Raw genomic sequence first — 25,205 nt, 5'->3', positions numbered from 1 at the left:
TGCCCATTTCTCCATTTTTTTGCTTACCTCCACCTTAATTCCTTCTTTCAAAACTATACCTATCAATCGTTTCCCCTTTTTTTAAGTTTCTTCTCTTTTTGTTAAGAAAAATCTGACTAATGGATAGCTTAATAAGGGGGGTGCCGATAGGCGGGGGGATCCCCCCTTAATCCCCCCTTGATAAGGGGGGTGTCTGACAACTTTTAACACCTACCTACTTAACTGTTTTTCCGATATAAAAGTTAAACATTGCTGCCAGTTCTCCAGAGGGGCTAAAGCTGCAGTTAAAAGTCGATACCAAATTAGGTTACACTTCATCTTTATGGGAAACGAAACTCTGTTCTAAGATAGGTGGGACAATGCCGAATATTAAAGGAGACGATGGTGCGCTCAAAACCATTTTCAGCAATAGTAAAATTATCGCAGTGGTGGGGCATTCTGAGAAATCGAGTCGCGCCAGCTATCAGGTAGCCAAATTTCTGCAAGCGGTGGGTTATCGAGTCTATCCTGTCAATCCGATGGTCAAGCAAATTGATGGTCAAAGGTGCTATCCTTCTCTAGAGGCTATCCCTGAACCCGTGGATATTGTTAACGTTTTTCGTCATCCTGATTATCTACCTGAAATTGTCGAGTCAGCTATTGCTATTCAGGCTGCTACCCTTTGGACACAATTGAAAATTTATCACCCAGTTGCGGAAAAAAGGGCGATCGAGGCGGGTTTAAATGTGATTATGGATGCTTGTATCCAGATAGAATATCAGCGTTTAGGGATTTCCCAAAAATAAACTATAGCGGTTCTCGTACCTGTACGGCACATTTAAACCTTTGCTGATTAAGCTTTTGAACATCAATAATGTACCTCGTGCGAATAGAACACGCTATATACTTTTTGAAAAATGGTATTATCGGGGCTTGGTTGTCAGTCGTTTGAGCGCTGTTGTATCAAGCTTTTTTTGTTTGTGGTCTCTCCTTGGAAAAATTTGCTATGATGTAGAGACTTGTTTAGTATTTGGTAAAAATAACCATAAATCTCACCGTGTTCACAACTGTTCAACCCGCAAATCGATCGAGCTTACCTGATGACCTATTTACGGCAATTAAAGAGCTTAAAAGGGAATTAAACGCCGTTATTCTGGCTCACTACTATCAAAATTCTGACATACAGGATATAGCTGATTATATTGGTGATTCTCTAGGTTTATCCCAGCAGGCTGCCCAAACGCCAGCAGATGTAATCGTATTTGCGGGGGTTCACTTCATGGGAGAGACAGCTAAAATCTTAAATCCGGATAAGTTGGTATTGCTGCCGGATTTAGATGCGGGATGTTCTTTAGCTGATAGTTGTCATCCTGAAGATTTTGCTCGTTTTAAAGCCCAATATCCCGATCATATCGTGATTTCCTATATCAATTGCAGTGCAGAAATTAAGGCCATGAGTGATATTATCTGCACCAGTTCCAACGCAGTCAAAATAGTGAATCAAATCCCTGTCCATCAACCGATTATCTTCGCTCCTGATCGCAATTTAGGCCGTTATGTCAGTCAGCAAACTGGCAGAGATTTAGTTCTCTGGCAGGGTAGTTGTATTGTCCATGAAACTTTTTCCGAACGCAAGATAATAGAATTAAAAGTTGCCCATCCAGAAGCAAAAATTATCGCCCATCCTGAGTGTGAATCATCGGTTTTACGCCATGCCGATTATATTGGTTCCACGACGGCACTATTAAATTATTCCCTGAAAAGTTCCGAAAAAACCTTTATTGTCGTCACAGAACCGGGGATTATTCACCAGATGCAAAAATCCGCGCCAGAGAAAGCATTTATACCCGCACCAGCTTTAAATAACTGTGCTTGTAATGAGTGTCCCTATATGAGACTGAACACTCTCGAAAAATTGTATCTCTGTATGCGAGATAAAACTCCAGAAATTACTATTTTTGAAGATTTAAGAGTTAAGGCACTGTTGCCGATTCAAAGAATGTTAGAAATGTCTTAATCAGTTATCAGTGCGCCAATTCAAAAACGAAAAGCATCAACCCCAAGAGTTAGCTCTTCTGGTGTTTGTCTGGAAGGAAAAAGAATAGGGATAATTTGGGTTAACCACAGAAACCAAAAACCTACCTAAAGCCTTTTAAAGTTACTCATTTCTGTAGCTAGATAACTAAAATAAGTAACTTTGTCCACCGATAGATTTTAAGAACGTTATCAGGTATAATCAAGATATGAAGGTAGTTGAACGTCATATTATCAGTCAAAACCATCCCTTATGGTCAGAAATCGACCATTATGCCTTCTTGTCAAAAAATTTGTTCAATCTAGCTAACTACCATTATCGCCAATATTTCTTTGAAAACTCCCAAAAACTGAGTTTTAATCAACTCTATCATCTGGTATCTAAAACCTCTTAGCTTCACCATGAGTGATTATTGTTGACTGATCACTGAAAAATCTCTCCAACCTCCCACTTAAAAAGGGAAAGAGCTATGCTCTTCCCCTTTTTTTAAGGATTTATTCAAGATGATTGTAGATGCACAGCAGTCGAGGCCGAAATTACATTAAGCCTAACTGAGCAAGGATGCCTTTGTGGGTTAAGTATTCCGTAGCTACGCCAATAACGAAACCGAGCATGGCTAAACGACCATTCCAGTTTTCAGCGAAAGCGGTGAAACCGAGTTTGTTTTCTTGCTTATCCATGGTGAATTGCCTTCCTATAAGAAAATTGCGTTTAAGTCAAGTGCTTGATATTTAATGTAACATAACTTTCCAGACTATGCAACATTTCTTTACATAAATTTTATTGATGTTGGCCATAAACTTTTATGGGGGTAGGGTCAAGGGTGGGCAATGGCGGCCGAAAATCAAGCCTGATCCTAGTTCTCGGACTAAATAACGGTTTTCCCATCCCTGACCGAAAAAGATTACAATCAAGCGAAAGGTCAAGAATCGATCGCCGTCGAGCGAGGAGTGAATATGCGTGCCTTACTGATTTATCCCGTTTTTCCGCCGACTTTCTGGTCTTATAACAAAATTCTGGAATTAGTCGATCGCAAAGTCTTACTTCCTCCCCTGGGTATGGTGACGGTGGCGGCGATTCTACCCCAGGAATGGGAATTTAAACTGGTTGATCGCAATATTCGGGCAGTGACAGAAGCAGAATGGGACTGGGCCGAAATAGTGATTCTTTCGGGTATGATCGTCCAACGTCAAGATTTAATCGAGCAAATTCACGAAGCCAAGCAACGGGGTAAACTGGTGGCCGTGGGGGGTCCCTATCCCACTTCTATCCCCCACGAAGTGGCCGAGGCCGATTTTCTGATTCTCGATGAGGGAGAAATCACCATCCCGATGTTTGTGGAAGCATTGGCAAAAGGAGAAACTAAAGGTGTTTTCCGCACCACAGAAAAACCCGATGTGACAATTACCCCAGTTCCACGCTACGATCTGCTCGATTTTGAAGCTTATGATTCCATGTCGGTGCAGTTTTCGCGGGGATGTCCCTTCCAGTGCGAATTTTGCGATATTATCGTTCTCTACGGTCGTAAACCCCGCACCAAAACCCCCGCACAATTATTAAAAGAATTAGATTATCTCTACGAATTAGGTTGGCGCCGGGGCGTGTTCATGGTAGATGATAATTTTATCGGCAACAAGCGCAACGTTAAATTACTCCTCAAAGAATTAAAAGTTTGGCAAGAAGAACACCAGTACCCTTTCCGGTTTAACACGGAAGCATCGGTGGATTTAGCCGCCGATCCCGAATTAATGGAAATGATGGTCGATTGTTATTTTGACGCGGTCTTTTTAGGGATTGAAACCCCCGACGAAGAAAGTTTACAATTAACCAAAAAATTCCAAAATACCCGTAGTTCCTTAACCGAGACGGTAGAAAAGATTATTAAAGCCGGATTGCGCCCCATGGCGGGATTTATCATCGGTTTTGATGGCGAGAAAAAAGGAGCGGCCGATCGCATTATTAATTTTGTCGAAGAAGCGGCCATTCCCACGGCTCTCTTCGGAATGTTACAAGCTTTACCGAATACCGCCCTATGGACTCGCTTGGAAAAAGAAGGACGACTACGATTAACGGGGAAACAGGACATTAACCAAAGTACCCTGATGAATTTCGTTCCCACCCGGCCGATCGAAGATATTGCCACAGAATATATTGAAGCCTTCTGGAAATTGTACGATCCAGAGGTATTTCTCGATCGCACCTATCGCTGTTTCCTGAAATTAGGCGCACCTAAAGCTAAACCAGCCTTTAAACTGCCTCGTCGGGCCGATCTCTATGCCCTAGCGGTAATTATCTGGCGACAGGGCTTTAAACGTTCCACTCGCTGGAAATTCTGGCAGAATTTATTCGGTATTTTGCGCCATAATCCCGCCAACGCCGAACACTATATCACTGTCTGCGCCCACAACGAGCATTTCCTGGAATACCGTCAGATTGTTCGGGATGAAATTACGGCACAATTAGCCGAATTTCAACGCCAAGAGGCATTAACAGCGGAAAAAACCGCCATAGCGGCCTAATTATTCCGAGGATGGGTAAATAACCCATCCTGAACATTTTCTGTCCTGATGGTGGGCGATCGATAAATCAATAATATTCCTAGTTTTCCGGTTAAAAATTCCCTCAATCTCTGCCAAAGCAATTCAGTATAATTTCTTAATTTTCTAGATATAATTACATTTTTTCCCTAAAATGTTAGCTGGAATACTGAATAAATCGAGAAAATCTGGATAAAGCCAGTATTTTTAGCTCCTTAACCCTATCAATCAAGCTAAAATCAATGATTACTCGTCAAGAACTTAAGAAACTACAATCCCTAACTCAAATACCCGCCCTTTCCATTCTCTTACCTACCCATCGCACCTCACCGGATAACAAACAAGACCCTATTCTCGTTAAAAATTTGGTCGATGAAGCAAAGCGCCGATTATCGGCAGAATTCTCTAAACGTGAAATCGAACCTTTGTTTGATCGCCTCGATAGTCTAGTGGCTGAAATAGATTATCCTTATACTCTAGATGGATTAGCTCTCTATATTGGTCCGGATATTGCCAAGCTTTATAACTTGCCTTTTTCTGTCCAGGCAAGAGTTATCATCGATAAAACCTTTGCTACACGGGATTTAGTTTATGGATTACATCGAGAACAACCCTATTGGCTGTTACTATTAAGTCAGGGTTCTACTCGTTTAATCTCAGGTACAGGAGAAACTCTCGAAGAAATTTGCGATCAGAATTTTCCCCTAGAAATGACTGGACCGGGGGCCACCGCACCACTGCCTTTTGATGCCGATACCAGTTATCTAGATGATAGAATCCGACGATTTTTCCAACAGGTAGATAATGCTCTGGGTGAATACGTTGATGATTTTTCCCCTTTGATTGTGGGTGGAGTGGTTCGTCAAATTTCCTTCTTTCAAGAAGTTTCACAGTACACATCAGCAATTGTTGGCACTTTAACCGGCAATTTTGACAAAACCTCACTGTCGGAATTAATGCCACAGGTATTGCCGATTATGCACTCAGTGCGTCAGACTCAAAAAACTGAAGCTCTGCAAGCTTTGGATGCGGCAGTCAGCGCTCAAAAAGTTATCTCTACCCTGGGAGAAGTGTGGCGTTTAGCGCAGGAAGGTCGAGGAAAATTGTTATTAGTGGAGAAAAATTACCATGTACCCGCAGTTTTAAGCGAAAATGGTGACTTGATACTGGTGGAAAACGTCGGTGGTACGGAGGTAATTGATGACGCAGTGGATGAAATTATCGAAGTGGTATTGGCCAAGGGAGGACGTGTAGCTTTAGTCGAGGAGGATTCCTTGAACGATTACCAAAAAATTGCCTTGATTTTACGTTATTAGACCTAACACTCCGTTTCACAGGCCCCAATACTAACCCATTGACTAGAACCATCAGACCAGTATTCTTTTTTCCAGATGGGGGCATTATGCTTGAGAGTATCAATAGCATAACGACAGGCTGCGAAAGCTTCCCCTCGATGGGGACAACCCACCGCTACTAAGACGCTAATTTCACCGATTTGTAGCTTACCGGTGCGATGGTGAATGACAACTCGATTGGTATCGGGCCAAGTTTGCCGAATTTGCCGAGCAATTTGCCGGAAAACCTCCATCGCCATGGGTTCGTAGGCCTGATAATCAAGATAAATAACCGGTTTACCGTCGGTTTGCTCCCGTACAGTACCACTCATTAGTACAATAGCCCCATTAGCCCCATCATCGGCTAATTGATATACTTCCTGCAAAGATAAAGGAGCAAAACTGATGCGAAAACTATCTTGAGTCATGGATGCTTTTTTCAGTAAATAGTAAATAGTAAATAAGTAGCTGGTTATAATTAAATTGAAGATAGATTTTAGGTTCGATCCCCCCTGCCCCCCTTGATAAGGGGGGTGCCGATAGGCGGGGGGATCCCCCTTGATAAGGGGGGTGCCGATAGGCGGGGGGATCCCCCCTTAATCCCCCCTTAATAAGGGGGGCATCTGATAATTTTTAACGCCTACCTACTTAGTAATCAGTGAAGTGACAAGACAGCACTGTTAATGCCATTTAATACTCCTCACTTGATACTGCTCACTGAAAACTCAAATCTGATAACTGCTCACTGATAACTGATAACTGATAACTGATTCCAGGCTGACAGCTATATTAATCCAGGGTGCGGCGAATTTCGATACAGCACCATTCTTGACGTTTCCACAGGGCAGCCACTGTCCAGCCTTGGGGTTCTAAAATATCTGTAACTGCTTGTGCTTGGGTGACAAGAATGCCGCTTAAAATTCCCCAAGTGGTGGGTTTTGCCAGACGGGTGATTTCGGGCATTAAAGCGATAATTGTCTCGGCTAAAATATTACAAACGATGCCATCAACACCATCGGGAATTAATTCTAATAACTCCTCGACACTACCCTGATTAACAGCTAAATTTTCGGGGTTAATCCCGTTGAGATGGCGATTACTGTGGGTCGCACTCACCGCCAGCGGATCTATATCAACAGCATAAACTTTTTTAGCCCCCAATAAAATCGCCCCGATCGCCAGTATGCCGGAACCACAACCGATATCGGCGATAATTTTATTCTCTGGATGGCTACTTAAACGCATTTCTAGGGATTCTAAACATAATTGGGTGGTGGGGTGGGTTCCCGTGCCGAAAGCGGAACCGGGGTCAATTTTAATCACCAATCTCCAGTTATTTTCCGGGGGATTTAACCAAGCAGGACAGATCAAAAAGCGATCGCCGATCTCGCTAATTTGCCAATGTTGTTTCCAACTGCTGGCCCAGTCTTCCTCGTCCATTAACTGCCAATAGCTGACAGGTTCAGAAAAACCTAAAATCAAAGCATCCTGCTTTAACCAGAGGCTTAGTGCCTCTAAATCGGGCAATTGCGCTTTAATTTCTGGTATATAGGCCTTAACCTCTAAAGAGGATTGTTTTTTAGCAGTGGCCGTTCCCGAACAGCCAAAATCTTCCAGTCTCCAGAAAACCGTTTCTTCGAGACTAGGTTCGCACAAAACCGTAATTTCCCACCAACTATTAGACATATATCAGTTATCAGCTTCTGAAGGCAAGAGGCAACAGGCAAGAGGCAAAAGACAGAATCTGACAATTCTCCTACCTAAAAAGAAGGTTAGAAACTAAGCACATCAAAGCTTTTAGCTTAACCAATTAGGTCTGAGATTCGGCCCTTGTTATCAGTTATCAGATTTGGGTTTTCAGTCAACAGTATTAAGTGGCAAGTGCAGAGCTTTCCTTTCACTGATTACTGTTGACTGTTTACTGATAACTGATTTAATCTAGAGTTTCACTGTGTAAGCATCGCGGATACCGGGGACTTTAGTAATTTCCGAGAGAAGACCTTCCGGTAGAGGATCATCGAGACTCAGGGCCATAACTGCATCACCGCGAATAATTTTGCGTCCTACCTGCATACTGGCGATATTGACATTAAAACTGCCTAAAAGTGCGCCAATTTTGCCGATAATACCGGGCATATCCTGGTGAAGGGTAAATAACATATGATTACTCGGTGGCACGTTAATGGGGAACTCATCGAGGTCAGTAATGCGGATTTCTCCCGTACTTAACAGCGCTCCGGTGACGGAATGGGTACCCATGGAACCATTAGCTTCCAAATGAATCGATCCCGAATAGTCGCGGGTGGAAGCATCCCGGGTTTCGATTACCCGGATACCGCGTTCCTTAGCTTCGATCGCCGCATTAACATAGTTTACCCGTTCCCGGAGGGCTTGGGAAAGTAAGCCCTTAATTGCCGCCACCACCAGAGGTTGACTGTCTTTAGTGGCCAATTCTCCCTGTAAACGGACATTTAACGAGTCACAGCGACCTCCTGCCAACTGACTGACAAGATTACCCATAGTTTCCGCTAATTGCAGGTAAGGGCGCAGTTTTTCCATAACATCGGGAGTTAGTCCGGGGATATTAACGGCCGAACGCGCTGGCAAACCGAGGAGGACATCGCGAATTTGTTCGGCCACATCAACAGCTACACCCACCTGTGCTTCCGTAGTCGATGCACCTAGGTGGGGAGTGAGGATGACGTTAGATAATTCTCTTAATCTAGATTCGCCTAAAGGTTCCTGTTCAAATACATCCAAGGCTGCCCCGGCAATTCTACCGGATTCGAGGGCTTCAATTAAAGCCAACTCATCGATAATGCCGCCTCTGGAACAGTTAATGATGCGGACTGTGGGTTTCATCTTAGCGATGGTTTCCCGACCGATGAGATGCTGGGTTTCGGCAGTTTTCGGGACGTGGAGAGTGATAAAATCGGACTCGGCAAAGAGTAATTCTAGATCCACCAAGGTGCAACCGAGTTGATCGGCGCGTTCTTTGGAAATAAAGGGATCGTAGGCGAGAATTTTCATGCCTAGGGATCTAGCAACGGTGGCGACATGGGAGCCAATTTTACCTAAACCGACGACTCCTAGGTTCTTTTTATAAACTTCTGTGCCGATAAAGCGATTTCTTTCCCATTTATTCGCTTTTACCGACTGATTGGCATTGGGAATATGACGGGAAAGGGATAACATCATGGCCAAGGCGTGTTCGGCAGCGGCGATCGTGTTACCTTCGGGAGAGTTAACGACAATAATACCCTGACGAGTGGCCGCAGGAACATCGATATTATCGACTCCTACCCCCGCGCGGCCGATAATTTGCAGTTTGCTGCCCGCTTCGACGATTTCTTTGGTGACGCGGGTACTGGAACGGAGCATCAGTGCGTCGTATTCGGGGATAATTTGAATGATTTCCTCAGCGGATAGTCCTGTTTTCACGTCCACTTGGGCAACCTGTGACAGAATTTCTACTCCTACCGGATCGATCGAATCGGATACCAGAACTTTGGCCATAATCTTTATAACGTGCTTTTTTCAGTCTACGGGCAAATGCTAGACCAATATTGGTATCTAGCCGCAATAGCCCATTTTAGAAGCAAAGGGTGCAGTCTATGGCAAAATTAGCGAAAAGATTTTAGGTTGTTATTCTTAATTGTCGTCCATGGGGTTGATGTCAGGCTCTTGCCGTTGTCACTGAGATATGCCTAATTTAATCACGGTGGCGATCAAGTTTTTCGCTCCTTTTTCTAAGGCTTTTTCTAGGGCTGTCATTGCTTCTATTTGAAAATTTCTAAGTAGCTGGTTATGATTAAATTAAAAATGGATTTTAAGTTCGATCCCCCCTGCCCCCCTTGATAAGGGGGGTTTCTGATAATTTTTAACGCCTACCTACTTATGATGTTCACACAGTAGAGAAAAAGCCAAAAACCTCCGTTATACTTAACGGAGGCTGGTTAATTAATTAACAATTTTCAGCTACAATTTCGCCCCACATTCAGGACAGAATTTATTATTCCAACTGTTAACCGCGCCACAACTGGGACAATTGTGCATTTCACAACCCCCGGTGACAATTTTCGGTAAACCAATCATACGGGCATTACTTTGGCCGGGGGCAACCATGGGATAACAATTTTCGTCTTTAGTCACGATCGCATTGACCAAAACTGGACCATCATGGGCCAACATTTCGGCAATTTTTGCGGCTAATTCATCTCGATGGCGAATAGTAATCCCTTTAATGCCGTAAGCTTGGGCTAACAGTTCCACATTTGGCATTCCCGCTTCCATATTGGAATTAGAATAACGTTCCCCATAGAAAGCTTCTTGCCATTGACGTACCATACCCTGCCAACCATTATTAATAATAATCGTCTTGGCATGAATATTAAATTGGGTTAGGGTGGCCAATTCCTGTAGATTCATTTGGAAACTGGAATCACCACTAATACAGATGACCTCCTCATCGGGAATAGCCACCTTTACCCCCATCGCAGCGGGTAAACCGAAACCCATCGTCCCCAATCCCGCGCTAGAAATCCAACGTCGGGGGCCATTTTTGAGGAATTGGGCTGCCCACATCTGATGCTGGCCCACATCGGTGGTATAGTAGGCGTGGGGTGCCTGACGGCCCACCTCAACGATTACTTCTTGGGGGGAAAGTCTGCCTTCCGGTAGGGGGACTTGCAGGGGATAATCTTGGCGCCAGCGCTCGATCTGGGCTAACCAAGCTTGGGTGCGATCGGAATTAGTGGGATAATCAAATTCTCTGGCTTTTTGGAGTATTTGTTCTAAAACTACCCGCACATCCCCGACAATCGGCACGTCAGGGGCGCGATTTTTGCCCACTTCCGCCGGGTCGATGTCCACATGAATTACCTTAGCTTTTGAGGCGAATTCGTCCAATTTCCCCGTTACTCGGTCATCAAAACGAGCGCCGACGGCAATTAATAAATCACACCCGGTCACGGCAAAATTAGCGTAGGCAGTGCCGTGCATTCCTAACATTCCCACCGAGAGGGGATGATGTTCATCAAAAGCACCGATACCCATTAACGTGGTGGTGACGGGTAACTGAAAACGTTCGGCAAACTCGGCAATTTGGGCGTGGGCATTAGCTGCGATCGCACCTCCACCAACGTACAGTAAAGGTTTTTCGGCGGTTTCCAAGAGGTGCAAAGCGGCCTCGATTTGACGGCGATTACCCTTAACCGTGGGACGATAACCGGTTAGTTTCACATCTCCCGGTTCGACGGGGATATAATCGCATAGTTCTAAACCGACATCTTTGGGAATATCGACTAAAACCGGTCCCGGTCGTCCTGTACTGGCGATGTGGAAGGCTTCAGCGACGATTCTCGCTACTTCCCGGGCATTTCTAGCCACATAGGAATGTTTAACAATCGGTAGAGTAATACCATAAATATCGGTTTCTTGGAAAGCATCGGAACCGATGGCCGCCCGGCTGACCTGACCGGTGATAATTACCATCGGGATGGAGTCCATGTGTGCGTTAGCGATGCCTGTCACCAAATTGGTCGCCCCTGGGCCGGAAGTACCGAAACAGACCCCCACTTTGCCGGTAGCCCTAGCGTAGGCATCGGCGGCATGGGCGGCCGCTTGTTCGTGGCGCACTAAAATATGTTGTAATTCTCCCCGCTCTTCAAAGCGGTAGAGTTCGTCATAGATGGGCAGGATCGCACCTCCGGGATAACCGAAGATGTGCTTAACGCCATGACGTTTGAGACTGTCCATCAAGGCATAAGCACCAGAACAACGCTGGGGAACCGTTGTTAAAGAGTCATTGGGCTTGGGAAGTGATGAAACCACAGGGCAAACCGTCCAATTTCTAACTAGAGGGATAATTGCAATTCTGTTGCCTAGGATGCAACTTGAAAAATAGCAAAATTGATAACCTTATACTTTTAGTGTATTCCATCTCACCTTTTTGGCTGCAGTTTTTTTTCTTTTTGCATCTTACCCATGCAATATCTGGGAAGTGGGGTGTGGGGTGTGGGGTGTGGGGTGATGGGTAAGAGGGGAGATAAGATAATAAATATTGGTGATTTCACCTGATCTTGACTGAGCCTGGGAGTTTTATGAATAGTCTTTTGATTGCGGCTACGGATACCGATGCGGGTAAAACCGTTGTCACCACTGCTTTAGTGGCTTATTGGCAAAAATACTATCCATCCAAGGCCTTGGGGCTGATGAAATTAATGCAAACGGGTCAAGGCGATCGAGAATGGTATGAGGGCTTATTTCAGGGTCAATTAGAAATGATCACACCGCTGCAATATCAAGCACCCTTAGCGCCTCCTGTGGCTGCTGATTTGGAAGGTCGAGATATTCCTTTAGGGACAGTGTGGCAAGCTCTGCTGAACCTACAAAAAAGCCAAGATTTGGTTTTAATTGAGGGTTTGGGGGGTTTAGGTTGTCCTGTCACCCACGAGCTAACTTTGGCGGATTTAGCGGCTCAATGGCGGTTAAAAACCCTTTTGGTGGTGCCGGTGAAATTGGGGGCGATTTCCCAAACGGTGGCTAATATTGCCCTAGCAGAGCAAAAAAAGGTCAATTTGGGCGGAATTATCCTTAATTGTCTCGAACCGCGCACGGAGACGGAAATAGAGCAGTTAACACCGATCGATTTAATTCAATCCTTGACTAATTGTCCGGTTTTAGGTGTTTTTCCCTTTATCGAAGATCGTCGGGATTTGGATAAATTGGCCTCGGTGGTAGCTAGTTGGCCAGAAATTAAGCTGTCAAGCATTTAAATTGCTTGTTGAGACGAGGCAAAAGGCACAAGGCAAGAGGCAAAAGGGAGAATAAATTAGGGTAAGTCCAGATATTCTTGTTCTGTTAGGGCAAATTCTGGATCAATGATTTTTACCTCATTATAGGTGAGTTGATAGAGTTTGTAAACTAAGTGATCAATCTGCTTTTCTAATTCGCTTGTGTTAGCGTTAGTATCGTCTTTTTTAGCATCAAGACATTTTTGTACAAGTTTTTCTATTGCTGTGCGTTGTGATTCAGTTGCATCAATAATAGGTATCTGTGAGACATATATAGACTTAAATCTTTTAAAATCTCCTCTAATAGCAGGACAAATTTGATTTATAAAAAATTTTGCAATCTTGGAATTAAGAAATCCTAGTAAATGTTTTGAGTTCAATGGGATTAAAAATAATGTACAGTCAAGAAGAAAATTACTATTGTCAAAAGCAAATTCACAACTAACTGCTATATCTGGATAAATAATTTTAGTTTGTTCAAATTCTTGCCAGTAAATGCAAGACCGGAGTTCCCAAAAAAAGCGACCTTGATCACATCTTTTTATTAGTGATTTCCTAAATTGAGAAAAATGATTGTAAATTGCAGGATATGTTTCATTGAAAATTTTCTCAGCTTCCTGTTCGCTTAACTTAGACCAAGGATGTTCTTTATTTTCAGAGGATTCTATTTTAATTAAATACTGCTCTGCAAAATCAACACACCATCTTTTAACATCACGACCGCGCAGAAAAGGTTTAATCACTTCAGCAGAGGAAGGATGCTCATTAATTAATCTGTCGCGGGTTGCGCGATCAATTACAAAAGCTTCATTAAATCCTGTCTTAATTCCATAGTAAAATCTACCTTCCACATATTCACCTAAAGGCTTACCCGCATGACGCAACTTAGCTAATAAATCCAAAATTTGTGAAGACTCTAACCGCCAACCATCAGGCTTTAAATTTTCTTGAGCAATTATTAACCCATCTTGCTCTAATACTGTTGTAAACCGTGCAATATCTTGTTTTTTCGTTTCATCCCAGGATAAAGCTTGTAATTGATTATTTTCAGATTTATTTTTGCTTAAAGTGATAATACTTGGATAAGCTATCGCCTCTTCAAAAACAGGGAAATCACCAAAATCAATTAAATTGTAAATTGTGGTTGAATCTCCCAGAAGTTGACGCAACTTTTCACCATAACCTGCGCGAAAATATTTATTAGAGGAAATATAAGTTAAATTACCTTTAGACTTTAACAAGTTTAAACCCAACTCATAAAAATAAACAAACAAATCAGCAACACCCGTATAACATTGATAAGATTTTTGTAAAGTTAGTTTTAATTCCTTAATTTCTTCCTGACGAATATAAGGAGGATTCCCAATTACAACATCAAACCCGACAAAATCCCCGTCATCATTCAACACTTCGGGAAACTCAAACCGCCATTCTAAAGCATTATCATACAGCCTACCGCTTTCAATATCTGCAATTTCAGCAGTTAGCTTGTCAATCTCATTATTTAACTTAGTTACTTTTTTCTCCCGCGCTTTTTGCTCCGTCTTAGTCTCCTCAAACAATAAACCCTGATTTTCCAGATTATAAAGTTCCCCTTGTAATTGACGTAACTTCACCTTCTTGGGATCACCAATTAATAAATTAGCACTAAAACCAGCCTTAATCTTAGCAATCAGCGTTTCCATCTCCCGCTTTTGTTCCTTATTTTCCGCATTGCGATAAGTCTGTACAGCATTGCGATATTCCTCAATACTAAACTTCTGCTTCTGTAAAACCTGTTTAACATCCACATCCAAAGCAAAGCGACTAATCAAAGAATTACCACACTTGATATTAATATCAATATTTGGCAAAGTTTCTAAATTGCCATCCTCTCGATAATAAGCATTTTTTAAAAGCTCAATCCATAACCGCAAGCGACAAATAGTCACGGAATTAGGGTTAATATCCACCCCAAATAAACACCCTTCAATAATCGTCTGTTTCTCATGAAATAAGGCTTGCTGTACCCGTTGCTTTTCTTTATTATTCGGATGATAAGCAAATAAATTCCCCTCATCATCATAAACCAATAACTTATCGTTTCGCACCTCCACCCGATAATCTTTTAACGACTTACCCGAAGTATCTAATAAAACCCGTAACTCACTCTTAATCGCGATTATCTCATTCAAAGCCGAAACTAAAAAATGTCCCGAACCCACCGCCGGATCACAAATCTTCAGGCTATTAATAATAGTATTTGCCTCTCTTTTGTCCTCAATTCGTTCATATAAATCATCTAAAGTTTGACAATTCCAGCCTTTTACTTCATTAAACTTCTGCACGATCGCTCGTCGTATCGTTTCCCGACACATATACATGGTAATAAAACTCGGCGTATAAAAAGAACCATCCTTATAACCATTAATCTTTTCAAAAATTAACCCCAACACCGAAGCATTAATTAACTTTTCGCTATCTTCTTGAGGATTTTCTAACTCATCTCGATCGAATTTATAAGCATCCAAAAACTCAAACAAATAAGCCAACGCATTTAACTCACCTACTCGCTTATTACCCTGATTATCTTTTAGCACCGTCGCTGTAAAAATGGGTAAAGTTCGCTCCCGCAAATTGCCAATAAAAATCGTTTGCTGTTCCGTCTCCGTTGGTTCAAATAGCGAACTATTTAAATAAGGTACATGAGCAAAAGTCGTTTTAACCTTAGCCTCGCGCTTATTTGTCTCCCTAGCTAACACATCAAAAAACAAACTATCGAGATCATCATAACTGGGAACTTTCGCCAAATTGAGAAAAGCAAAATCTCGATCGCCTTGATGATATTTAATTAATTGCGCTTCCAATAGTTTGAGAAATAAAACCCGATTAATCCAATTAATTGATAACCGCAACGCCACATTATAAAGCCGTTCCTCATCCGTAGTTCCAAACTCTTCAGGATTTTTTAATTGTGCAATTTTATCTAAACTATCCAACCGACTAATCGCATTTTCAATCAGGGAACCATCACAGCGATCGCCTGCTTTCATTGGTTTGATTAACTTCTTCCCTTTTTCCTTAACTTCCGTCAAACCGATAATATACAAAAGCTCATTATAAAAAGGCTTATTTAAAGTATTGCTATCATTAACAAAAGGTAACTTAAGTAAATGTTCTGGCGAAAGAATCTTGTAAATATCAAGCAAATCTAAATTTTCCAAATCTCGCAGATCAAAATGGGTAAATTTAATTTGCTCAATAACTTTAGTGATCGCTGGTTCGGCAATTTGTTGATAGAAAAAATCCGTTTTTGTACTACTCAGTCTCCCTGCTTCAAAATCGCAAAACTGGTTAACTAGAGCCTTATTAGCAAAAAATAACTCCTCAAAAATCTTGCCATCGAAAATAAACCACTCATAAATATTTGTCACGATCAAGTGTTTAATCTCAAGATTTTTATCCGTCACCCTTTCGCGGAGAAAATATAAAACTAACTGCTGAAAAGCCTTAGTATTGAGATGATCCAGTCTTGGCATTTCTGCATTTATTGTCCGAGTAGGTTTCTTAGTCTCAAAAATGACCCCCACTGGACTTTTAACATCCTGGTTATTATGAATCACCAGATCAATGCGCTCTTTTGTATTGATAAAATAGCGATCAGTATAATAGGTATTTTTTAAAAAATCTATTAGCAAATTTTTATTAAACTCTTCCGACTTTTTGCTGTCACATTGCTCCAACAAGCGCGTTAAATTAGCTTGAAAAACCTGAATTGTTTCAGTATCAGGCTTAATTTTCAAGTACACCCGATTTAAGGCTTGTTTGAGTTCTCGCTTATTGATGATCATAAAAGTTTACCTCTAGGGAAACTACCGACTAATCTTATTATAGCATTGCCAAATGATCGGTTAAAATAGAAGGATAAAAGTTGCAATCGAGGTCAATCTGTAGAAGCCAAGAATTTCTAACAGCAATGGGGAAATAATCCCCCGTCACAGTCTAGCTTGACGGGGGGAGTATGTCACTGTTGCAATGCTTTTAAGAAGCGTCCCATAGTGGCAAATAAACCCGACTTTTTGGCTTTGTTAGCAGGATTAGAACTATCATCGGGATTATTGCTAGAAGCTTTCAGAATCAGATTTTCTAAAGCTTCGCCCATGGGTTTAGTGGATTGTTCGGAAATTAACTCGTAACCGTCTTCTTTTTCGAGCCAAACTTGCCACAAGGAAGGATAGGAACGATAAACGATCGCTGATTCCAAGGGACGAAAATAATAACAACTTTCTAGGATACTTAAAAATCTTTCTCGCAATTGTCGGGCTGCGTAACCGATACCCACTACCGATACATCTTCCAATTGGGGAATTAGAAGAACTACGGGACGATCTTCGGCCAGGTTACAGAGTTTTTCTACGGAATTAATCTCCACCGAGGAGGGACAAACAACTAAAAAAGCTTCATCTTCGGGCTTGATTTTGTTTTCGACGGGAATAAAACGACTACCTAAATCTCCCAGTTGAAAAACTGTTTCTCCCCAATCCCGTCGAGCTAACATGGCGGCCCCGGTATCGGGAAAAATTACCCTTAAACCAGAACCATAACTGTCAAAAATAGAGGTAAAATCAAGGGCTAAAGCTTGCGCTTGTAGAGCAATTTCTGGGATAACTAATTCCACTTGTATGCGTCTAGCTCCCGATTCTAGAGCCAGTTGGGTGGCGGCTTTCGCTTGCAGGATCGTTTCTTCTAGGGAATTGGGTAGGGTCATTTCAGTTATCAGTTATCAGTTATCAGTTAAGTAAGTGGTTTCAATTAAATTGAAGATAGATTTTGTCTTTGATCCCCCCTTAATCCCCCCTTAATAAGGGGGGTGCCGATCCCGCCTTAATCCCCCCTTGATAAGGGGGGCATCTGAAAGTTTTTAATACCTACCTACTTAAGTTTAGATGAAGTATGACGGGATTTGGCATCATCCCCAGCATTAAGATAAATCCTATAAAATACCTTTAGTTTTTAAGAAGAAAGTCGGTAATCGGGGAAAAGGTGAGGAGAGAAAGCTTAGGAAAGCTGATAGGATCCGTGACGTTGGGCATAATAACCGAGAATTGCCGTGACCAGAGGGCGATCGCTTTCCTGAAAAGTCTCGGTATAGTTAATTTCTAGACTACCGATCTGACTTTGGTGATAATCGAATTGTTGGAACTGCTGGGGGGTGAGATGGGTTTCCACACCTTGAACCTGTTGTAAATGGCTGGCTAATTCTCGATAGATAGCCAAGGGCATTTGGGGATAAATAATGGTTTGTTTTTGTTGAATAGCAATCGATCGCACGGGTTTTATTCTCCTGATTCGGAAATATTATAGCTGATCGAGGCCTGCGGTGCGGCGGCGGGTTCGGGGACACCATCCCCTAGGCGACGGGTAATAGTTTGACCGTATTGTTCTAAGACAATAGAGGGGTTATCGGGATTAGTATTGATCGCTTTAACTAAAATTAAACCATTAGAGAGGGTAGAACCGGGGATAACTCGACGTTCCGTGGCTTCTCCGGGGGCTTTCACGATCGCCATAGGAGTGGTAGGCAACCGGAGAATGCCCGATACTTGCACTTCTTCCGCTTCCGTCGGTTGCGGTGGTGGTGGCGGCCCTTTCACTATCGGTGGTCTGGGGGTGGGAGGATTGCCCATTGGTGCGGGTGCGGTACCCACCGGAGTCCCAGCCGGGGGTTCTTCCGCCACTGTGATTGTAATATTTGGTTGTACGGGAAGGGGGGCAAAGGGATCCCTGCGACCGCGATTAATTTCTGCCCGTTTTTGGTCGGGATCGGTGGCGGGAATCAATCCAGGTATCCTGAGGGTGGCTGGTTCGGTAGCCGGTTGCCTAGGATTGCTAAAGGCGGGTGGTTGGGCAGCCGGGGGACTGGGAGAGGGGGTGGGGGTTTCTTGGGTAATCGGTGGGGATTGATTAGCTTGGTCAGAAGCTGGACATCCCACCAACAATAAAGCGACACTCCCCACCGATAGGATTAGCGGCAATTTTTTCATGGGGAAACAAAGACAAAATGGCCCGGTCGGACAGCCTTAGATAATAACATAACATTCGTTTCCCAGAAATCTAGGCTGATTACACGGGGAAAGTCAGGAACTTTGCCCCGTTAGTCCAGTTTTAATACTGACTACCGGATTTGCGATGACCGATGGCGGTGACACCGTTACCATCCAAAACTTGACCCCGCTCGACGGTGGCATAGACTAACCAGCGATCGCCGCAGAGTTGTCGCTCTTTGACCGTACACTCTAGATAGGCGAGACTTTCGCTTAAAATCAGACAGCCATTTTCCCCGACTTGGGTTTCTAATTCCGTAAAGACATCGCTGCCGGATTTGATGCAATTGGAAAAATGGCGGCGTAAATTGCGCCCTTCCTTGAGAATATTCAAGGTAAAGGCGGTTCTGGAGTTAATTAGGCGATCGGCGGCTTGTTCGTCAGCAACGGCGATAATTAGCCCCGGGGGGTTAAAACTGGCTTGAGATACCCAAGAGGTCAAGAAACCAGCATGATCCTCGCCCTGACGAGTGGTGAGAACAGAAAGGGAACCGACGATCCGACCAACGGCCTGGGCAGTGCGATCGATTTGTGTTTCGGTCATTCCCTGTTGGGGAACCCGCAATTTTTTGGTTTTTTTCAAGGTCTGGGCGAAGGTTTCTCCGGCTGAATAACCTGCTTGTAAACTGCTTTCTGTGGGGCTAAAACGCACGCGCAAGGATTGAAAACCAAGGCGATAATTGGCATCTTTGAGTTTAGTTTCAATTAAATCTACCGCTTCCCCACTCCAACCGTAGGAACCAAAAACCCCGGCTAATTTAGTTTTTGCTGCCGTGGAAAGAACGATTCCTAAAGCGGTTTGAATTTGGGTAGGAGCGTGACCAGCTAAGGTGGGAGAACCGATAATAAATCCGTCACAATTTTCGATCGCTTGACTAATTTCGGCAGGGGTGGCAAACTCACAATTTATTGATTCTACGGCCAGATCATTTTCTAATAATCCTCGTTCGATCGAGCGGGCGAGGGTGGCAGTATTTCCGTAGGCAGAAGCATATAATAAAGCCACTTGTAGGGGTCGAGTTTTTTGTTCTTGACACCAATAGCGATAATCGTGGGCAAGACGACTAAGACTATAACGAATTATCGGACCGTGGGCAGGTGCATAATATTGGGCGGGAAATTCTTTAATTTTGTCGAGGGCTGTTTCTACTGTTTTAGATTGCACGGCATGGAGACAATCAAAATAATAACGACGATCTGCGTCTAATTCTTTCCAATTTTTATCCCAAATATCGTCACTGCACAGATGCACACTAAAGAATTTATCGCTGTATAAAATTTGGGTTTTTTGGTCAAAAGTGCAGATTCCATCAGGCCAGCGGGGGGTAGGGACATTAATAAAACTGAGTTGATGACCCTGCCCTAAATCAAGGATTTCATCGGTTCGTATGCCCAAAATTTGGGCATCAGGCAGGGCATTTTTCAGGGTATTGACGGCAGCTTTAGAACAGAGGATAGTGATTTGATGGGTTTCGGCTAATAATGCCTTTAAAGTGACGATACGGTTAGGATTAACGTGACTTAGAATTAGATAATCAAGACGATGTAAGGGGACATATTGACGAATTTCTTCTAAATAAATTTCGGTGAAGGATTCTCCAGGAGGATCGATTAAGGCGGTTTTATCGCCCCAGATAAGATAGGAATTAGCGGTGGTTCCCCGTTGACGAGCATATTCTATTTCAAATTTTAAGCTGTCCCAAGTACGCGAGCTAAAAACCCAAGTTTGATCGGCAATTTCGGCGGTTTGAACATCGCGGGAGCGATTATTAATAGCAGGATTGGGAATTAAGGTAGTAGTGGTCATAGTTGTTAATTTGGTTATTAGTTGTACTGATAACTGATAACTGATAACTTATAACTGATAACTTATAACTTATAACTGATAACTTATAACTTATAACTGATAACTGATTAAGTTTTGCTGTTTATTTCAGTTAAGTCTTTAACTAAATGTTGACGATAACGCTCAGAAACTTTTTGTTCGGGATCGATACCTTCAAAGGTGGGAGGAAGCCAAACTCTTAACACCATTAATGTGCCGAGAACTATTAGAAAAGCACAGGCGGCTAATACTTGTGTCCAATTAGTTTCTAGGACTCCTCTGACAATTAATTCTCGCAAAACCGAGACGATAGAAACTTCCACAGCAACACCGATAGAAACTCGTTTTTCTTGCAAATAAATAATTAACAATCGGAACAATTCTACTAGAATTAAGAGGAATAAAATATCGGCGGTAATAATCCGAAATTGAATCGGTGGCAGCAGAGACATAAACATTTCTCTGACTTCTAACACCATGAAGCTAAATAAACCAATACAGAGAGAAATGACAATTAAATCTTGAATCATTTCTAAGACTTGCACTACCCGCACCATCATTGGGGAAGGTTTTTTAATTGGTTCGTACATTTTATTCCTCCTAAGATTGATAGAATTGGATGTTTCAGTTATCAGTGAGCAGTAAACAGTAATCAGTGAAAATAAAGCGGCAACTTCCTACTTAACACTATCCACTGAAAACTTAAATCTGATAACTGATAACTGATAACTGATAACTGATAACTGATAACTGATAACTGTTAACTGTTAACTGTTAATAATGGTTGCCAACTTTGCGATGATGGACAGCAGTTAAGGTATCTAAACGGGCAACTCGTCCGCTATTAACGGTACAATAAACTACCCAATGATCGCCGCAATCTAAACGACTGGTGACTTGACATTCTATGTAAGCTAAGGCATCGGCTAAAATTGGTGATCCATTGTTAGCAGTGTAGGTTTTAATGCCTTCAAAACGATTGGCACCGGGAGAGAAACGCTTGAGGAAATGTTTCATTAATTTCTGGTAATTATCCTCAGCCAAAACATTTAAAACAAAGGTATCGCTAGGCTGTAAAAAGGATACCATTGCTCGATCTTTAGCCACTGCAATCGCCACACCTAAAGGATTTAAACTTGCTTGTGTCACCCAAGAGGCAATCATGGCACTGGATAAATCGGCTTTTTGGGAAGTAATTAGGTACAATCCAGTACTAATACGTCCTAGAGCTTTTTCTAAGTCGTTGTTAATCGATTTAATTTGTTTAATTGTTTTTTCTCGGCTTAACCATTGGCCGAGGTCGGTTCCTGCTTCATCGGCAATTAAATCGAGGGATTGATTGGTATTGTCTTTAACTAAAAGAGGAGGAAAAGCTTCGATCGCCCCGATTTCCTGTAATTTATTTCTTAAGGGGAAAATCGGTTCATCTTCCCCACCTCCTGACTCAAATAATCCCACCGCTTGTTGGCCATTAATTGAAGCAATAATCGTGCTTAAAATCGTCTGGTTAATCGAGGAAGATTGGGGAGGCATTCCGATGATAACTCCCTTAGATTGATTGATCAATTCTCTGACTTCGTGGGGATCAGCATTATTCATATCGACTAATTCTGTCACCACATCATTTTTATTCAAACCCTGACTGATCATAGTAGCTAAATGTTCGCTTTGTCCGTAATCTTGGGTAAAGAATACAGTCACTAAAGTATCAGCAGAAGTTTGTTCTTGACTCCAAGTTTGATAGCGTCCCACCCAATCAGAAATATGGTGTTTTAATAGGGGGCCGTGACCGGTGGCAATGAGATTAATCTCAAATTTCTCGATCCTTTTAATTGCCCCTAAAACCGAACGAGCATTCGGTCGCATCAGACAGTCATAATAGGTTTGAAAATCGCCTTCTAGCAGGTCTTTTTCTCGATCATAGGTTTGATCATCACAAAAGTGCATTCCGAAGGCATCACAGGTAAAAAGGGTGGCAGTTTTAGCATCAAAAGTGAAGATAGTATCAGGCCAATGAAGATTAGGGGCCGCAACAAATTCTAAAACATGGCCATTACCTAAATCTAAAGTATCACCACTTTTAACTATTAACTGTTTAAAGGGTCTGTGTACCATGTTTTCGAGGAATTGCATGGCAACTTTTGCCCCCACCACGGTAACTTCTGGGACTAATTCTAAAACTTCTTTGACTAAACCACTGTGGTCGGGTTCGGTGTGACTGATAATTAAATAATCAAGATGATTGATGTTGATTAGTTTAGTTAATTCCTCCAGATAAAGGCGATCGAATTTGCGGTGAGATGTATCAATGAGAGCGGTTTTTTCCCCTTGAATAACAAAAGAGTTATAAGTGGTACCGTTTTCTAAACCAAATTCGATATCAAAGCGATCGCGGTCCCAATCCAAACAGCGCAGGGTAAAGGTATTTTCAGCGATTTCTTGGATTTGTGTGGTTAAACGGCTGGTTTTAGCCGGTTTTGGGGTGATTAAAGCAACCATAATTTCTATCTCCCACAGGATTTGATGCGGAACTGCATTTGCTTAATTCCTATGGTGACTTGCTTTCAGGGATTTGTAAAATACCAATTACTCAAGTCAATGATTAGTTAGATTTATATAACCTTTTCTCTATGGTTGCGGATATTAATTTGAGTGCTGGCCCTACCGAATCAAGACCTGAATGCTGATTGTGCATTGTATCCACCGGTTAGCTTAGTCCTCGGTTTTACCCACTGCACTTTTGCCTATTTGTCAAGCTTTTTACACAATTCTTAATATTTCCCTCGTTTTTGCTCTCTCGCTCTCTTGGGGTGTTTTGTTTTCGATGTCAGTCTATGGGTGAACCTGTAACCCTTAACACAAGTCCAGAAAAAGGGTTTCTTCAAGAAACCCTTTTTCTCTGTGTGGCCAGGTTAATTTATCAGTGTGAAATCAGCCGCTATTAGGGTAGGAACAGTCAACAAATTGGCAAATTCAAAGCCACTTCCTAAACCAGCAGCACTACCATTTTGATTGTAGTAAATACTGCCACTGCTGTTACTGTAAACGATAAAAGCACTGCTAGTGGCGACTAAATCATCGTCATCGACGCTGGCAAATTCTGCTGGTTGACTGAAGCCATTGCCAATGACACTTTGTAAGGCGGTAAATATGGCTTTACTTAATACTATTTTATCACTGCCGGGGGTGAAATCGCTGATGGCATCGATGCCTAAATTACTACTATTGAAGATAAAATTATCGCTACCATTACCACCAGTAAGTAAATCATCACCAAAACCACCAATTAACCTATCGTTTCCGTCTTGACCGGTTAATTGATCGTTGCCACCACCACCAGTTAGAGTATTATTAAGGCTATTCCCGGTTAGTCGGTCATTACCGCTATCGCCAATAATATTTTCGATGGTGTTATTTGCGGAAAAAGTCAATTTTAGATTATTGGTGACGACGGTTTGGTTTGTAGTAATCCCTAAGTTAACTCTTACTGCGGTATTTGTCCCAGTGAAGTCGAGGGTATCGATACCACCGGTGGTAGTTTCTTGGATGGTATCGCTTGCTAATTGGGTTGAAGCATTGAAGTGATAAGTATCATCACCGTTACCACCAGCAAGGATATTGTTACCGCTATTTCCGGTAATTTTATTGTTAGCAGCGTTACCTGTACCATTAATATTATTACTGCCAATTAGTCTGAGGTTTTCCACATTATTGGGTAAGGTTCGAGTAATGCTGCTTTGTAGGGTGTCAGTAATAATTACCTGTCCAATTGCTTCGTCGGGATTGATGGTAGCATTAACCGCATTTGACAGGGTTACTGTAAAGGCTTCATCAGGTTCATTGAGGTTATCATTGAGGATGGGAATGCTAATAGTAGCGGTGACAGTATTAGGTGCAATGGTGATAGTTCCAGTTTTGCTAGTGTAATCTACATTGGCGGTAGCGTTAATGGGTGCAGTGGTATAGTTGACAGTAATTTGTTGTGTACTTGGATTATTTACAGTGACGGTGAGGATTGCATTACTATTTTGACCTTCCACCACGGTGATGTCGTTGATGGAGAGTTGCGAGGTGACAGTGCTATCGTCATCGGTAATTGTCCCCGTAGCTGCGTTAGGAGTACCTACGGTATAACCTGTCCCAGAAGCAAGGGTTAAAATAACAGTTTCATCACTTTCTACTGTTGTGTCAGGAGTTGGGTCAACTGTTACAGTAGCAGTGGATGAACCAGCAGCAAAGGTGACACTGGTGGGAATAGAAGCGTAATCGGTTCCATTAGTAGCTGTCCCCCCAACTGTATAGTTAGCGGTTAAGGCGCTGGTAGTAGAACCGGTACGGGTGAAGGTATAAACTAAGTTGGTTGTCCCATCTTCAGTAACACTACTAGGAGCAACCGCAAGAGTAATACTGGGAAGGGTGGTGGGTTGACCGATAATTCCATCACCGTTAAAGTCTTGTTGGAAATTAGTTTCTTGGTTGAAAGCTTGGGTTGAGTTTAATCCCCACCCTCCCTGGGAAGATTGCCAACTCCAATTGCTATCTAAATTCCATATATATAGAAGGTTTTGTGATGTATTCCTCAAGAGGACTTGGTTAATTCCATTAACGGTTTCTGCGG

The 25,205-nt window shown here is 42.5% G+C and carries 19 protein-coding genes; 6 read left to right on the top strand and 13 right to left on the bottom strand.

Annotation, left to right across the window (positions count from 1 at the left end; genetic code table 11):
- Positions 1-359 precede the first annotated feature (359 nt).
- The 3 genes from IM507_RS19150 to IM507_RS19140 all read left to right on the top strand — a co-directional run bounded on the left by IM507_RS19150 (position 360) and on the right by IM507_RS19140 (position 2,408).
- The gene (locus IM507_RS19150) at positions 360-785 is read left to right on the top strand and encodes a CoA-binding protein (RefSeq protein WP_002733015.1); all 426 of its coding nucleotides are present in this window, start codon (positions 360-362) and stop codon (positions 783-785) included.
- A gap of 251 nt (positions 786-1,036) precedes the next feature.
- Positions 1,037-1,996 (top strand): quinolinate synthase NadA, encoded by a 960-nt coding sequence (gene nadA / locus IM507_RS19145; RefSeq protein WP_002731625.1) that lies wholly within the window; start codon positions 1,037-1,039, stop codon positions 1,994-1,996.
- A 226-nt stretch (positions 1,997-2,222) separates the two neighbouring features.
- Entirely contained in the window at positions 2,223-2,408 is a 186-nt protein-coding gene (locus tag IM507_RS19140) for a transposase (RefSeq protein ID WP_069475183.1), read from the top strand.
- A gap of 142 nt (positions 2,409-2,550) precedes the next feature.
- Here IM507_RS19140 and IM507_RS19135 read toward each other — a convergent pair whose 3' ends face one another.
- The gene (locus tag IM507_RS19135; protein ID WP_002734821.1) at positions 2,551-2,694 is read right to left on the bottom strand and encodes a high light inducible protein; all 144 of its coding nucleotides are present in this window, start codon (positions 2,692-2,694) and stop codon (positions 2,551-2,553) included.
- Positions 2,695-2,970: 276 nt separating this feature from the next.
- On the opposite strand from IM507_RS19135, the gene IM507_RS19130 reads away from it, so the two are divergent.
- Complete coding sequence (locus IM507_RS19130; protein WP_130757041.1) at positions 2,971-4,533, top strand: B12-binding domain-containing radical SAM protein; 1,563 nt, start codon at positions 2,971-2,973, stop codon at positions 4,531-4,533.
- A gap of 260 nt (positions 4,534-4,793) precedes the next feature.
- Entirely contained in the window at positions 4,794-5,867 is a 1,074-nt protein-coding gene (locus IM507_RS19125; RefSeq protein WP_123231121.1) for an AOC03_06830 family ribosome hibernation factor, read from the top strand.
- Between the two features lie 2 nt (positions 5,868-5,869).
- Here IM507_RS19125 and IM507_RS19120 read toward each other — a convergent pair whose 3' ends face one another.
- The 4 genes from IM507_RS19120 to ilvB form a co-directional block, all read right to left on the bottom strand.
- Complete coding sequence (locus tag IM507_RS19120; RefSeq protein ID WP_002732269.1) at positions 5,870-6,313, bottom strand: molybdenum cofactor biosynthesis protein MoaE; 444 nt, start codon at positions 6,311-6,313, stop codon at positions 5,870-5,872.
- 361 nt (positions 6,314-6,674) lie between these two features.
- On the bottom strand, positions 6,675-7,571 hold the full coding sequence (gene prmA, locus IM507_RS19115; protein ID WP_287637540.1) for a 50S ribosomal protein L11 methyltransferase: 897 nt from the start codon (positions 7,569-7,571) through the stop codon (positions 6,675-6,677).
- Positions 7,572-7,823: 252 nt separating this feature from the next.
- Positions 7,824-9,401: a phosphoglycerate dehydrogenase gene (gene serA / locus IM507_RS19110; RefSeq protein WP_002733093.1), complete on the bottom strand. Its 1,578-nt coding sequence runs from the start codon at positions 9,399-9,401 to the stop codon at positions 7,824-7,826.
- 462 nt (positions 9,402-9,863) lie between these two features.
- Positions 9,864-11,717, bottom strand: coding sequence for a biosynthetic-type acetolactate synthase large subunit (ilvB, locus tag IM507_RS19105; RefSeq protein ID WP_042790328.1), 1,854 nt, complete (start codon positions 11,715-11,717; stop codon positions 9,864-9,866).
- Positions 11,718-11,986: 269 nt separating this feature from the next.
- Between ilvB and bioD the strand changes: the two genes are divergently transcribed.
- The gene (gene bioD / locus IM507_RS19100) at positions 11,987-12,661 is read left to right on the top strand and encodes a dethiobiotin synthase (protein WP_002763308.1); all 675 of its coding nucleotides are present in this window, start codon (positions 11,987-11,989) and stop codon (positions 12,659-12,661) included.
- 56 nt (positions 12,662-12,717) lie between these two features.
- Here bioD and IM507_RS19095 read toward each other — a convergent pair whose 3' ends face one another.
- The 8 genes from IM507_RS19095 to IM507_RS19060 all read right to left on the bottom strand — a co-directional run.
- Positions 12,718-16,509, bottom strand: coding sequence for a class I SAM-dependent DNA methyltransferase (locus tag IM507_RS19095; protein ID WP_287637539.1), 3,792 nt, complete (start codon positions 16,507-16,509; stop codon positions 12,718-12,720).
- Between the two features lie 173 nt (positions 16,510-16,682).
- On the bottom strand, positions 16,683-17,426 hold the full coding sequence (locus tag IM507_RS19090) for a DUF1995 family protein (RefSeq protein ID WP_002734123.1): 744 nt from the start codon (positions 17,424-17,426) through the stop codon (positions 16,683-16,685).
- A gap of 290 nt (positions 17,427-17,716) precedes the next feature.
- On the bottom strand, positions 17,717-17,989 hold the full coding sequence (locus IM507_RS19085; RefSeq protein WP_002734486.1) for a hypothetical protein: 273 nt from the start codon (positions 17,987-17,989) through the stop codon (positions 17,717-17,719).
- A 5-nt stretch (positions 17,990-17,994) separates the two neighbouring features.
- Positions 17,995-18,702, bottom strand: a complete 708-nt coding sequence (locus IM507_RS19080) for a hypothetical protein (RefSeq protein ID WP_271938701.1) — start codon at positions 18,700-18,702, stop codon at positions 17,995-17,997.
- A gap of 121 nt (positions 18,703-18,823) precedes the next feature.
- Positions 18,824-20,569, bottom strand: coding sequence for a diflavin flavoprotein (locus IM507_RS19075; protein ID WP_287637536.1), 1,746 nt, complete (start codon positions 20,567-20,569; stop codon positions 18,824-18,826).
- A gap of 107 nt (positions 20,570-20,676) precedes the next feature.
- A complete protein-coding gene (locus IM507_RS19070; protein ID WP_002734712.1) occupies positions 20,677-21,177 on the bottom strand; it encodes a phosphate-starvation-inducible PsiE family protein in 501 nt (166 codons plus the stop codon).
- Positions 21,178-21,361: 184 nt separating this feature from the next.
- Entirely contained in the window at positions 21,362-23,086 is a 1,725-nt protein-coding gene (locus IM507_RS19065) for a diflavin flavoprotein (RefSeq protein WP_287637535.1), read from the bottom strand.
- 413 nt (positions 23,087-23,499) lie between these two features.
- The coding region (locus IM507_RS19060) for a Calx-beta domain-containing protein (RefSeq protein ID WP_287637534.1) at positions 23,500-25,205 on the bottom strand (1,706 nt) is incomplete at its 5' end.

Source organism: Microcystis sp. M20BS1 (assembly GCF_020245305.1).
In the GTDB taxonomy this organism is placed as follows: domain Bacteria; phylum Cyanobacteriota; class Cyanobacteriia; order Cyanobacteriales; family Microcystaceae; genus Microcystis; species Microcystis ichthyoblabe_A.
The sequence above is the reverse complement of the archived record's forward strand: the minus strand, read 5'-3'. Positions and strand labels throughout refer to the sequence as shown.